This is a genomic window from Haloferax gibbonsii ATCC 33959 (assembly GCF_000336775.1).
GTDB classification, from domain to species: domain Archaea; phylum Halobacteriota; class Halobacteria; order Halobacteriales; family Haloferacaceae; genus Haloferax; species Haloferax gibbonsii.
In genome coordinates this window covers 24,801-38,073 of record NZ_AOLJ01000028.1, presented here as the reverse complement: position 1 = coordinate 38,073, position 13,273 = coordinate 24,801, and the positions used below count along the sequence as shown (strand labels likewise).

The window sequence follows — 13,273 nt, the reverse complement described above, 5'->3', positions numbered from 1 at the left end:
TCGGTGGCGCGCTTACCTATCGCATAATAATGGCCGGCTGGGCTGACTCCGGAGTATGGACGTCCGCGAACTCCACGACCACAGCACGCGCGTTCTCGACGAGATAGCTCGGTCAGTCGTCGTGGACCGAGCCGTCCTTCGGCGCATCCTCACCGGAGCGCTCTCGCAGGGACACGTCCTCCTCGAAGACGTTCCCGGCACGGGAAAGACGCTGACCGCACAGAGCTTCGCCACGGCGCTCGGCCTCTCGTTTAGCCGAATCCAGTTCACGCCGGACCTCCTCCCCGCCGACGTGACCGGGACGTACGTGTTCGACGAGCGAGACCGGTCGTTCGAGTTCAGCGAGGGCCCGCTGTTCGCGAACGTCGTCCTCGCCGACGAGATCAACCGCGCCTCGCCGAAGACGCAGGCCGCGCTCCTCGAAGCGATGGCCGAGGGGCAGGTGACCGTCGACGGCGAGACGCACCCGCTCCCGGACCCGTTTTTCGTCATCGCCACGCAGAACCCGGTCGAACAGGGGGAGGGAACGTTCCCCCTGCCCGAAGCGCAGAAAGACCGATTTCTCGTCAAAGACAGCCTCGGCTACCCGGACGAGGAGGGCGAACTGGAACTGCTCGACCGCCGCGACGCGCGCGATGAGCCCACGCCGACGGTCTCTTCGGTCCTCTCGACGGACCGCGTCCGCGAGATGCAGCGCGTCCCGGAGACGGTCCGCGTCGACGGCGAGATAAAACAGTACATCGTCGACATCGTTCGCGCGACCCGGGAGAACCCCCGCGTCGCGGTCGGCGTCTCGCCGCGCGGCTGTCAGCGGCTGTTCGAGGTCGTCCGCGCGACGGCCGCGGTCCACGGCCGGAGCTTCGTCATTCCGGACGACGTGAAAGCCGTCGTCCACGCGACGGTCGCCCACCGAATCGTTCCGACCGCCGAGGCGACGGTCGACAACGTCGAGCGGAGCCAACTCGTCGACGACGTGCTCGCCGAAGTCTCCGTCCCGACGGTCAGTCGTGGAGAGCGAGCGTGAGAAAGACCAAGGCGACGAGCACGAACGCGACCGCGTGAAGCGGCAGACCGGGCGTCCCGAGGTCGCGAACCACGAGCCCGGCACCGACCGCGACGCCCCCGACGAGCGCCGTCCCGCCGAAATGGGCCGCCTCGACGGTCCACGTCTTCGCCTCCCGGCCGAGTTGCTCGCCCACCGTCACCGAGTTCTCCGCGGCGTCCCACGAGACGACGAGCGCCGCGCACGCGACGAGCAGGGCCACGGCGTCGGCCGTCTGGAACAGCCCGCCGGCGACGACAGCCAAGAGGACCGACGCGCAGCCGAGTTTACTCAGTCCGCGCGACCCGGCTCCGCGAAGGGGAAGCACGCCGAGTCCGAGGCAGAACACGCCGAAGAGTCCGAGTCCGGCCTCGATGAGCTGTGACTGGCCGGTGGCGCTCGATACGGCGAGGCCCGCACCGCCCGTCGCGACGAGGACGCCGACGAGCAGTCCGGCAGTCCCGAGCAGTCGCTGCCCCGTTCGGAACCGGTGTGCGCCCTCCATCGCGACGACGAGGCCGACCACGGCGACGAACGTCCCGGTCGACGCGCCGGTGTTCACGAGCGAGACGGACAGCGCGGCGGCGAACAACGACAGCGCCGCGCTGAGCCGCGCCGGCCGTCTGGTTATCTCCCCGTTCACAGCCGAACCCCCCGCTGTGCGTCGATTGCGAGCGCGAGCGGGTCGTCGAGCGACCAATCGATGACGGGGATACCGACCTGCCGGAGCGCCCGCAACCGATTCCGGCGCTCTGCGGCCGCCAAGCGCTCGCCGGGCGTCTCGTTCGCCGTCGCGTCCGGGGAGACGACCGTGACCGCGTGGCCGTGCCCGTCGAACCGGCGCGCAACTTCGACGGCGGTGTCGTCGCAGAGCGGCGAGACGAAGAGAATCTGCGTCTGTTCGCCGAGCCGACCGAGGTACGATTCGACCTGTTCGTCGACTGGGTCGTCCGTGTCCGTCGGACTCGCGGCGAACGCCGAGTGCCTCGAAAGCAGTTTCCGCAACCGGAGTCGGTGTTCCCGCCCCGCGCCCGGCGCTCGGAAGCAGTCTTCGGCCGAGAGCGCGGCGAGGCCGACGTGGTTCCGGCCGTTCAGCAGGGCAGTCGTCAACTGAGCCGCGGCGGACGCCCCGGCGTCGACGGCGTGCGTCTCCCCGGGCGGGCCACTGTAGGCGACCGCCCGCGCGTCGACGAGGACGAGGATTGACGCCGCTTGCTCTTCCCTGAAGTCGACGGTCGTCAACTCACCCGAAGCGGCGTACCGCTTCCAGTCGATTTGGCTGACCGGGTCGCCGCGGCGGTACGACCGCGTCTGTTGGAACTCGATGCCCGAGCCCGTCCCGTTCGCGGCGACGCTGCCGACGGTGTCGAGCGTCTGTGACCGACGCGGCGGCTTCGTAATCTCGGTCGTGCAGTCGAGTTCCGTCTCGTCCGCGGCGCGCACGTCGAGTTCGACCTCCCTGTCGCCGCTGGGGTCGCGGACGATGGCGGTCGCGTCGTCGAACGCGTGCCGCCCGCGCTCGGCTTCGACGGCGTACGAGAACGTCCGCGTCTCGCCGGGGCGAAGCACCATCCCGCACCTCGCCGGGCCGTCCGTGACGGAGAGCGCCGGGGGAACGCCGTCGACGACCCGGCAGTCGTACAGCGTCTCGTCGCCCTCGTTCGTCACCGCGACTTCGATTTCGACCTCGTCGCCGCTCGCCGGTGCGGCGGTGTCGACCCGGCGGTCGAGGGTGAGATTCGGCGTCGGCATCGGGACGGTCCGGTGGTACGCCGCGAAGACGACGCCGACCGTCGAGAGCAAGAGGAGTTCCTGTCGCTTCGCCAGTAGCCCGGCGGCCGCGACGACGAGCGCGACGGCGACGACGCCGCGCCAGCGGTTCGTCTGTTGTGGCGTCGTCACCGGTCCGTCCCTCCATCGACCGCGTAGACGGCCTCGGCGGTCCGCCGGGCGCGGAACTCGGCGGGCGTCTGTCGTCGCCGAAGCGCGGCGACCGCGGTGGCGAGCGTCGACCGTTTCGGACCCCCGAGGAACGACGCCGCCTCGGCGTCGTCGGTCCACTCGCCGCGTCGAACGAGCTGACGCGCGCGGCTTCGACCGCAGTTCCGCTCGCGCATCACCGCCTCGACGGCCGCCGTTCGGAGCCGCGTTTTCACTCGCTGCCGGGCGCTGTCGCCGAGAACGGGCGTCCGATAGTCCCATCCCCGAACCGTCTCGTCGAACTCGCGCCCCGCGGGCGGGACCCGAGCGGGAACTTCCGGGTCCGGCGTGTCGGCCTGCCGCAGTTCGCTCTCCCGGCCGGAGGCGATGACCGGCAGCGACGCGAGCAGCGCGACTCCCGAGAGCGCGGCCACGAGGACGTAGTCGCCGCCCGCCTCGGAGACGAGCGATGCCATCGGGAGGACCGTCCCGCGTGCGACCGTCCCGACGGCGAGGCAGCCGAGTCCGAGGAGTCCGAACAGCATCTTTCGGCGGTTCACGACTGGTCTCGCCCCCCGGACGGGCCGAGCCGTTCGAGACACTCCCTCGCGCGGCGGCGTCGGTCTTCGGTCACCGGCGCGCCGCCGTACCTGACCTCTTCGAACAGCTCCGTGAGCGACCACACCGAGTTCGCGTCGGCCCCGTTCTCGCGGGCGATTGCCGCCCGCTCTCGCGGCGTGAGCAACTGACGGTCGTCGAGCCGGAGGCGCTCGACCATCTCGTACCACGCTTCGGTGACCTCGTTCTGCGGTTCGGGCGGCGCATCGAACCCGCCTCCGGCGCGCTCTTCCGCCGGAGACTCGCCCCCGCGGAAGCGAGCGACTATCGGCGACAGTCGCGCCGCGATGCGGTCTCGATACCGAGCGACGAGCGCGAGGGCGACCACCGCGACGACTCCGACGACCAGTTCGACGAGACGCGAGAGAAGCGCGAGCAGGGCATCGATGAGCGCCTCTAGCCCGTCCCGCTCGCCCGGCGTCTCGTTCGACCCCGAAGATTGGTCGCGCTGGGCGTCCGAACTGTCTGTCGAACTGTCGGACGTGGAGTCGTCGTCACCGTCGTCAGGGCCGCTCGCGCTAGACTGTCCCGACTGCGACGACTGCTCGCCGCCGTGTTCCTGCTGGCTCGGGTTGTCCGTCAGCGTCTGGTATTCGCGCTTGATGTCGTTGGCGTCGCCCTTGTCGAGCGGGAGCGAGGAGTAATCGAGGTCGATCGCCTCGCTCGGCGAGGAGTCGACCGCCGATTCGAGGGACCCGGCCGCCGACCCGACGGCGAACAGACACACGAGAGCCAGTCCGAGCGTGACGAGCGCGTCACTGTCCATCCGACCGACCTCCGCGGGTGTCGAGGCGTATCACGATGGGTGTAGACCCGCCCCCGCTCATACTAATTATCCGCCCGGTAAGCCGCCACTACGTGGTCGATAATAACGGTGGGTGGCCGTGATGTCTCGTTCGAGTTCGAGATGGATATCCCATCCAAGACACTGAAACGTGCGAGTATCGCCCTCCTCGTCGCGCTCTTGATGACGACAGCGGGTTGTTCGTCATTCGCGGGCGGCGACGCGGGAGACACGACCGCGGCGAACGAAACCGCCGAAACGACGGAGATGACGGATTCAGACGTCGAGGGAACCGCGAACGACACGGCGTCTTCGGACGACGCGACGGCCGCGGAGACGACGGCCGCGGACGCGACGAACGAGTCGTCGGATTCCGACTCCGAGTCCGACACCGACCACGACTCACACAGCCACGACTCGGCTGCGAACACCAGTGACGAGTCGTCGGTCGACGCGGCGTACGCCGGGCAGATGGCCGTCGTGGTCGCCGGCGAGCGCGTGAGTCTCACGGAGGACCTCGACGAGGACGCGCCGGTCCACATGAGCGACGTCGACTCGTGGCACACCAACGAGAGCACGACGCTCGCGGCGGCGCTCGACGCGGCCGACGTCGACGCCACCGAGTCGACGCTGTCCTACGACGGCGAGACCTTCGAGGAGTCCGAAAACGGGACGAAACTCATCTACCGCGTCGACAGCCACGAGGTCGACCCCGAGGAGTACACGCTCGAATCGGACGACAAGGTGTGGGTGCTCGTCGTGACCGACGACTCGAACGTCACCACTCCCGGCGAGTACATCCCGCCGGAACAGTTCCACGTCCACGGAACTATCGACTTCACCGTCGACGGTGAACGGCTCGACTTCAGCCGCGACAAGTACCAGCAGGCGGGTCACAACGACCACTTCCACTTCGAAGGCGGTCACGCGAACCCGTGGCACGCGCACTCGGCGCACGTCACGCTCGCCTACGGCATGTCGACGCTCGACGGCATCAACATGACCGACGAGGGCGTCACCTACAACGGAACGACCTACGCGTACGACGGTGACGGTGACAACGCGACTGCGAACGTCACCGTCAACGGCGAGTCCGTCGACCCGACCGACTACTACCTCAAGAACGGCGACTCGGTCTCTATCGAGATAGCGTCTTCCGACTAATCTCCCGCGTTCGTTTATCTATGTACACGAATCACCGAACAGCAGGTGGTCCGCGGCCGATACGACGTTGGTCCCCGCGCGTCGCGCCGGCGAGGAAGCCCGGCGAGAGCGACGCCGACGGGTGGTGTGAATGAAGCGGAACATGGTCACCGCGTTCCTCTCCATCTTCGGGGGGCGCATCTTCATCGTGCTGTCCTCGGTGGTGCTCACGCCGCTTCTCATCACGACGCTCGGGTTCGAACTGTACGGTCGCTACGGCACGCTCACCGCGGTCTTCGGCATCTCGACTATCTTGATGAGTTCCGGCATCAACAGCGGTGCCCGGAAGTTCCTCGCCGAAGACCGCTCGATTTCGGACTGGCAGACGCACGTGTTCGGCTACTACTTCCGTCTCGGGACGGTCCTCGCGGTGCTGACCGCGCTCGCCTTCGCCGCCGCCGCGCGGTTCGGCGTGGTCACCCGATTCCTCGGCCCGGAGTACGTCGTCGGCTTCTACGGTCTCGCCGGGCTCACCATCGCGACGCAGTTCCGCGAGTACGCCCGTCGGTCCCTGATGGGGCTCAAACAGGAGCACCTCTCGGAGCCGCTTCGGGTGTTCAACAAGGTCGGAACCCGGCTCGCGCTCATCGGCATCGCCTACCTCGGGTACGAAATCGGGGGGCTGATGGTCGGCCTCATCGTCGTCAACAGCCTCGTCGCGCTCCTCGCGCTGTGGTGGGTCCGCAAGAACGTCTCGCTTCGCGGCATCTTCAGCACGACGCCGCGGGAATTCCCGACGAAGGAGCTGTTCAGTTTCAACCACCTCTCGGTGGTCTACATGCTGTTTCTCACGTCGATGTACCACGTCGACGTGCTGATGCTGGCGTCCCACGTCACGGAGACGCGCGTCGGTTACTACAAGTCCGCGCTGGTCATCAGCCAGTTCCTCTGGGTCATCCCCCGGTCGATTCAGTCGATGCTCGTCCAGTCCGTCTCGGACCTGTGGGCGGACGAACGAATCGACCAGATAAACGAAATCGCCTCCCGCGTCACCCGCTACGGGATGCTCGTCATCGTCCTCCTGTCGCTCGGGCTGGCAGCGCTCGCGAAGGACTTCGTCCCGCTGTACCTCGGTTCGGGGTCGATGCCCGTCGTCACGCCGCTTCTCATCCTGCTCCCGGGGACTATCGGCTTCGCGGTCGTTCGGCCCATCCTCGCAATCAGCCACGCGAAGGCCGACATGAAGCCGCTCATCGCAGCGACCGGCGCCGCGGCGGTTCTGAACATCATCTTGAACGTGGTTCTCATCCCGCGTCACGGCATTCTCGGGGCCGCCGTGGCGACGACCATCGGGTACTCCTCGCTCCCGGTGTTCAATCTCGCCAGCGCGCGCTACCTCGGGTTCAAGCCGTTTTCCGACGCGCGACTCGTGCGAGTGCTCGCGACGGGGTTCATCTCCGGGGTGCCAATCTTCCTGCTCTCGATGACCATCGAGAGCAGTCTCCTCGCGCTGGTCGTCGTCCCGGCCGTCGGCTTCCTCGTCTTCGTGACGGTGGCGTTCGTGGTCGGGGCCGTGGACGCCGACGAGGCGTTGGACCTGCTGAGTTCGCTTCCCGACCCGGTCGGTTCCCGCGCCACCGCGATACGCGCCCGTCGCGGCGGTGCCAGCGGCGACGCCGGGAGTCCCGCGTGGGGCGACGAGTCCTGGACCGACCGGCACAAAAACACGCTGCAACGCGTCCTTCTCGTCGCCGGTATCCTGCTTTCGCTCTCCGGCGTCGCGCTCGCCGTCGGCGTCCCGAGCGTCGGCATCGCTCCCTCGGTCGACGGCGACTCGCCGGTGCCGCAGGTGAACAACACCACCCCCGTCACCGACACGCCGATGCCGACGACCGACACGCCGGCGACGACGACGGCGACCGAGACTGCCACGCAGACGACCGAGACGGCGACGACGACGAACACGACCAGTCCGCCGTCGAACACGACGACGACCGAGTCGGACGACGGCGGCGGCTGGCTCTGGGGCGGTGACGACGACGATGACGACGACGGCGATGACAGCGACGACCAGACGACGACCGCGTCGCCGACGGCGACCGAGACGCCGACGAACAACACGACGACCACCTCGTCACCGACGACGACCGAGACGCCGACGAACAACACGACGACAACGACCACCTCGACGTCGACGGCGACGGAGACACCGTCGAACAACACGACGACAACGACGACGACGACTTCGTCACCGACGACGACGGACACCACCACGACGACCGAGACAACGACAACGACTGACACGGAAACGACGACCACAGACGCGACGACTACGACGACCGACACGGCCACGACAACGACAGAGACGACCGATACCGCGACGACAACCACGACGGAGACGACCACAGACACGACGACAACCACGACGGAGACGACCACAGACACGACGACAACTACGACCACGAACACCACGACAACTTCCACGGACACCGAGACCACGGCCGACACGACAACGACGACTGACACGACCACGACCGATACCGCGACGACGACCGACACGACCGAGACCACGACGACGTCGAACACGACCGACAGCGGGTCGACGCTCCTGATGGCGCAACCGCTTTCGGCGGCCGAGTGGCTCGATTTGCAGTCGTCTCCGCTCGGCGGGTCGCCGTGGTTCCACTCGGTTCTGTTCGTCGGAATCGTTGCGCTCGCCGGTCGAAGCGCGCGCTAACGGACCGTTTCGATTTTCTTTCGACGCCGACTGTCGGGTCCCGAGTGCTACGCGGGTCGTCAACCGAATAGAAACAGATAGCGGGACCCGGCTCTCGTTTCGTCGCCTTACTGCGCGGCGGTAACGGTCTGTCGCTCGGCCTCGGATTCGGCCTCGCCGAGGACTTCGACGTAGAGGTCGGCAATCTCCTCGCAGACGTTCTCCCACGTGAACTCGTTCGCGTACGCCTGAATGGCGTCCGCGTCCCACGGCCCGCGGAGGGCATCGACGACGGCGTCGGCGAGTTCGTCGTGCGACTCCGGTCCCTCGACGAGGGTGCCGTAGTCGTCGCTCGTGACGACCTCTTCGCTTCCGCCGTTTTTGGTCGCGACGACGGGCGTCCCGCAGGCCATCGCCTCCAGTTGGACGACGCCGAAGCTCTCGCTGTAGCTCGGGAGGACGAACACGTCGGCCGCGTTCATCCAGTCGTTGAGCGTCTCCGAGTCGACGTAGCCGAGCAGGTCGGTCCGGTCGTCGATGCCGAGTTCGCCCGCGAGCGATTCGAGTTCGTCGCGCATGCCGCCCTGCCCGCCGATGACGAGCCGCGCCTCCGGTTCGGACTCGTGAACCCGCGTCATCGCTCGCAGCAGGTGTTGGAAGCCCTTCCGCGGTTTCAGCGTCCCGAGCGCGAACACGACGGGCGCGTCGTCGTCGACGCCGAGTCGCTCGCGGGCCGCGACGGTGGAGACGCGCTCGAACGCGTCGGTGTCGTAGCCGTTCGGAACGTGGACCACGTCGCCGTTGTAGGGGTCCAGTTTCGAGCGGTCGCGTCGGTTGACGCGAACGAGTCGGTCGGCGTCGGTCCACGCCCGCTTCAGCCGGGCGTTGTCGGAGGCGAGCTGCGTTTCGAACCAGTCGCGGTTGGCGTGGACGGTGAGGACGTACGGGATACCGAGTTCCTCCTTCAGGCGCGCGCCCACGTACCCCGAGGTCCACGTCATGTGGCAGTGAATCAAGTCGAACGAGACGGGGTGGTCCGCCAGTTTCTTGCGGACTTTCCGGGCGTGTTGCTGTCCGAGGAGGTGCTCGCGCTGCGCGTCGACCGGGAGGTACAAAAGCGGCGTCTCGATGACGTGCACGTTGTCCGGCACGTTCGTCGTGGCGATTTTGGCGTCCTTTCCGAACCCCTCGCCGCCGCTCACGGGGAGGCGAGACGCCACGTCGGCGAACCAGTTGTACCTGACGCAGACGGTGACGGAATCGAAGTACTCCGCGAGCACGTCGACCTGCGACTTGACGAAGTGTTTGTAGCCGTGTGAGACGACGAGGAGGTCCTTGTCGGCCAGTCGGTCGTGGTCCATGCGTTACCCGCAGTTGCGTACCGACCCCCATGATTATCGGGTCGGTAAGCTCTCGTTCGTCTCAGACGGGTGGCAGTTCGGTGTTGTCGACGACGAACCCCTCCGCGCCGCCGTCGATGTAGCCGCCGTAGAGCACCGAGTCCATGACGACCACGTCGGTCCCCTGCGAGTACAGTTTCATGGCTTGTCGCCCGCTGAGGGACCGCGCGGTGATGCCGTCGAAGCGCGTCCGGTTGCCCTTGTTGATGAAAGGGTGGTGCGTCGCCTCGTAGGTCCCGCCGACGAACAGGGCGTCGTCCGCGAGAATCTCGGCGCAGCGTCGGTAGCTCTCGCCGGGTTGGTGGACGGTCAGGTTCTCGAACCGGGCGTTCGCGCGCTCGACGCGAATCGCCTCGCGCTGGCCGTCGCCGGGTGCCGAGCCGGTGATGGTGACGTTCTTGACGAGCACCATCGGGTCCTCCGGGGCGTTGTCGCCCTGGAGGTAGATGGCGAAGTTCGACCCGTGGATGTCGATGGTCGTGTCGAGGACTTCGAGGCGACCCGCGCCGGGAGTCACCTGAATGCCGCGCGCACAGCCCTCGTCGTCGTTGAGGACGATGCTGCAGTTCTCGATGACCGATGTCTGTGCGTCGTCGAGGATGCGAATGGCGTTCTCCGCGGAGCCCGTGACCTCGATGGTGGTGTCTTCGATGCGGAGGTCGGCCCCGTCGTCGAGGCGGATGCCGCGCTGGCTGATGCCGGGGACGAGTTCGTCGATGACGACCGTCGCGCCGCGGATACTGCTGCCGTACCCTTTGAGTCGAATCGACGAGACGGTGCTGTTCTTGTACGTCCCGCCCTCCACGTGGACGACGCCCTTCGACCCGGAGACGTACAGCCCGTTGTCCGGGAACCGACCGAGTTCGCAGTCGACGAAGCGGAGCGTCCCCGCGCTGTTCGGGTCGATGAGTATCCCGGTGGGGCCGAGGGTGATGTCGCCGATGGTGTCTTTCGTGAACGCCGCGCCGTCGGGCGCGCTGAACCGCTCGACGGTGCCGGTCCCGCCGGCGGTGGTCACGCTGAACAGCGCCGGGCCGAGAGTTCCGGTGTCGTGTTCGCCCGCGATGGTGATGTCGCGGACTTCGAGCCCGTCCGTGACGTAGGCCTCGACGGCCCGAATCCCGGTCTGCGGGGCGCTGAAATCGAACGTGAACCCCTCGAAGAGGAGGTCCTTGCCGGGGGCGTAGATGACGCCGAGCCGGAAGAACCGGGCCGCACCGGTAAACTCGCCTTCGGTGACGACGTTGCTGTCGATGGCGTCGATTCGGCCGTGCGTGAGCGTCGCGTTCGGCCCGTAGAACCCGAGGTTCTCGAACCCGGTCTTTCGGAGTTGCCTGTGCATCAGGTATCGACCCTCCGGGAAGACGAGGAGCGTGTCGTCCGCGACGTGCCGCGAGAGCACGTCGTCGATGGGTTCGATGCCCTTCGGGTCGGCCCCCGCATCGACGACGTTGACGACGTTCGAGAACCGGTCGAGGTACGCCTGCGGAACGTCGACGCTCATCGCGTTCGCCTCGACGCTGTTGACGGGGTGCGACAGGTAGCTTCCGACCGCGAGGGTGCCGACGGCTCCGAGGAGATACGAGCGCCGCGTGAACTTCGGGCCGCGGGAGTCATTCGCGTCGGTATCGTCAGATTGCGTGAATCTCATACAACCAAGAACGTCGTATACTCACGAACGTTCCCGGCTTCACATGTTCAGCCTTTAAGTGTGCCCGCGGATTTCGGCGGCCTTCGGCCCCCGATTCCATCCGGGTTACTCGCTCGGAACCTCGGTCTCGTAGGTGTCGTCGTCGACCCGAATCTCGAGCGCTTCGTTGTCGTCGTGGTCGAGGACCGTGCCGAAAAGCAGGAACGTGATTCCGAAGAGGAGACCGATCGCCCAGCTGCCGAGGCCGCGTGAGTCGCCGTCACCGCCACCCGTCAGCCCCGAGCCGATGAGGCCGATGGCCGCGACGCCCGCGATGACGGTTCCGAGGTAGTAGAACGCCGCGAGCGGGTGGAAGTCGCGGAGCATGTACTTGTTTTTCAGCCGCCAGAAGTAGTTCCGGAGCAGCATGCCCGAGACGCGGGGGACGTACTCGCCGTAGTTGATGTGGCTCTTCCAGTCGTCGTCGTAGAGGTACTCCGCGGAGCAGGCGATGTCCGCGACGCGGAGGTTCTCGGCGTTGAGTTTGACGAGCAGGTCGTTGCAGTAGCCGTAGTACTCGTACATGTTCTCGATGTCGGCCTGCCGCAGCGCCTCGTGGGAAATCGCGGTGTAGCCGTTCTGCGGGTCCATCGTCTTCCAGTAGCCGCTGGCGAACTTCGTCAGGTACGAGAGGATGGAGTTGCCGACGAGTCGATAGCCCGGCATGGCGTCGAGGTCCGACTGCTCCATGAACCGGTTGCCCTTCGCGTAGTCGGCGTCGCCCTCCGCGATGGGGTCGAGGTACTTCGCCAGCTCGTCGGGGTTCATCTGCCCGTCGCCGCCGAGGACGGCCGTGATGTCGACTTCGTCTTCCAGCGCGTGGAGGTAGCCCGTCTTGAGCGCGCCGCCGACCCCGCGGTTCTCCTCGTGTTGAATCGGGACGACCACGTCGTCGTACGCCGTCGCTTCGGGGGTGTGGTCCTCGTTGAACGCGTCGGCGTGCGTCACGATTTCGTCCCACGTCCCGTCTGTCGACCCGTCGTCGACGACGTAGGCCAGGTCGACGAACGAGGGGAGGGTGTCGATGACGTCCCCGACGTAGCCCGCTTCGTTGTAGGCCGGCACGACGACGGCGATTGAGTTGTCTTTGTACATTGTAGTCGGAGTCCTACCGAACTGTGGACGTTTCGGTGTCGTTATTATGGGCATCGTAGTTGCTCACAACCCGCCGACAGGTACGGGAGCGAATCCGCTGAGACGCGGCCACAGACGCTTATCATCCGCATAATAACCCGTTCCGATTATCGAACAACAGGCGATGCACGAGGACCGCAGGGGCGACGACGCTCGACCGATATACTTGGAGATAACGCTCGAGGACCCGAGGCTGATTCTCTCGTCGTTCGTCACGGGACACCGGGGGCCGGTCGAACTCGAATTTCAACCGACCGAGGGCTTCGGCTGGGACTGCGCGTTCGTCGTCGTCGAACAGGGTCCCGTCGATTCAGTCGGGGCGTCCCTCGTCGTCGACCCGACCGTGATAGAGGCGGATTTCCTCGGCTCCGTCGGCTCCGACCGCCGGTTTCGCGTCCTCTTCGGGAGCGGCGTCCGCCTGATTCCCCCGTCCTCGACCGAGATGGGCGTTCGAGTCATCTCCGTTCGACACGAGGACGGCAGGTGGTCCATCCAGATGCACCTCCCCGCTCACTCGACGCTGCACCGCGTCCAAGAACACTACCACGACAACGACATCTCCTTCCGGGTAAAGCGCCTCCACGTCGCCCGCGACACCGACGTGGGCTCCGAGACGGCGCTCCTCCCGGGACAGCGCGAGGCGCTTCTCGTCGCCCACGAACACGGCTATTTCGAGGTTCCGCGGCGGTCCTCGCAGGGCGAACTCGCAGCCATCCTCGGCATCTCCAAGTCGGGGGTCTCACAGCGGATTCGTCGGGCCATCTCGCGACTCATCGAGGCGACCCTGTCGCCGTGACTCCGTCCGGGCGAGCGGTGAGAAGGTAGC

At 66.8% G+C, this 13,273-nt stretch carries 11 protein-coding genes; 4 read left to right on the top strand and 7 right to left on the bottom strand.

What is annotated here, in order from left to right:
- Positions 1-55 precede the first annotated feature (55 nt).
- A complete protein-coding gene (locus C454_RS18310) occupies positions 56-1,024 on the top strand; it encodes an AAA family ATPase (protein WP_004977911.1) in 969 nt (322 codons plus the stop codon).
- Here C454_RS18310 and C454_RS18305 read toward each other — a convergent pair.
- Genes C454_RS18305 through C454_RS18290 form a run of 4 tightly spaced genes read right to left on the bottom strand, consistent with a single transcriptional unit; the run spans position 1,002 to position 4,346 of the window.
- Positions 1,002-1,685: a DUF7519 family protein gene (locus C454_RS18305; RefSeq protein WP_004977909.1), complete on the bottom strand. Its 684-nt coding sequence runs from the start codon at positions 1,683-1,685 to the stop codon at positions 1,002-1,004. The two genes, C454_RS18310 and C454_RS18305, sit on opposite strands and share 23 nt — an antisense overlap.
- Positions 1,682-2,944: a DUF58 domain-containing protein gene (locus C454_RS18300; RefSeq protein WP_004977908.1), complete on the bottom strand. Its 1,263-nt coding sequence runs from the start codon at positions 2,942-2,944 to the stop codon at positions 1,682-1,684. Before C454_RS18300 ends, C454_RS18305 begins: the two co-directional genes overlap by 4 nt.
- Complete coding sequence (locus tag C454_RS18295; RefSeq protein WP_152421562.1) at positions 2,941-3,522, bottom strand: DUF7269 family protein; 582 nt, start codon at positions 3,520-3,522, stop codon at positions 2,941-2,943. The genes C454_RS18300 and C454_RS18295 overlap by 4 nt, the downstream gene beginning before the upstream one ends.
- Positions 3,519-4,346, bottom strand: a complete 828-nt coding sequence (locus C454_RS18290; RefSeq protein WP_004977903.1) for a DUF4129 domain-containing protein — start codon at positions 4,344-4,346, stop codon at positions 3,519-3,521. Before C454_RS18290 ends, C454_RS18295 begins: the two co-directional genes overlap by 4 nt.
- A gap of 141 nt (positions 4,347-4,487) precedes the next feature.
- Between C454_RS18290 and C454_RS18285 the strand changes: the two genes are divergently transcribed.
- Positions 4,488-5,528 carry a hypothetical protein gene (locus C454_RS18285; RefSeq protein WP_004977902.1) on the top strand — a complete coding sequence of 347 codons (1,041 nt, stop codon included), beginning with the start codon at positions 4,488-4,490 and terminating at the stop codon, positions 5,526-5,528.
- A 130-nt stretch (positions 5,529-5,658) separates the two neighbouring features.
- Positions 5,659-8,244, top strand: coding sequence for an oligosaccharide flippase family protein (locus C454_RS18280; protein ID WP_004977901.1), 2,586 nt, complete (start codon positions 5,659-5,661; stop codon positions 8,242-8,244).
- A gap of 107 nt (positions 8,245-8,351) precedes the next feature.
- Here the strand turns inward: C454_RS18280 and C454_RS18275 are convergent, their stop codons facing one another.
- The 3 genes from C454_RS18275 to C454_RS18265 form a co-directional block, all read right to left on the bottom strand.
- A complete protein-coding gene (locus C454_RS18275; RefSeq protein ID WP_004977898.1) occupies positions 8,352-9,584 on the bottom strand; it encodes a glycosyltransferase in 1,233 nt (410 codons plus the stop codon).
- A 61-nt stretch (positions 9,585-9,645) separates the two neighbouring features.
- A complete protein-coding gene (locus tag C454_RS18270) occupies positions 9,646-11,274 on the bottom strand; it encodes a right-handed parallel beta-helix repeat-containing protein (RefSeq protein WP_004977896.1) in 1,629 nt (542 codons plus the stop codon).
- 105 nt (positions 11,275-11,379) lie between these two features.
- Entirely contained in the window at positions 11,380-12,408 is a 1,029-nt protein-coding gene (locus C454_RS18265; RefSeq protein WP_004977894.1) for a glycosyltransferase family 2 protein, read from the bottom strand.
- Between the two features lie 163 nt (positions 12,409-12,571).
- On the opposite strand from C454_RS18265, the gene C454_RS18260 reads away from it, so the two are divergent.
- On the top strand, positions 12,572-13,243 hold the full coding sequence (locus C454_RS18260) for a helix-turn-helix domain-containing protein (protein WP_004977892.1): 672 nt from the start codon (positions 12,572-12,574) through the stop codon (positions 13,241-13,243).
- The last annotated feature ends 30 nt before the right edge of the window (positions 13,244-13,273 follow it).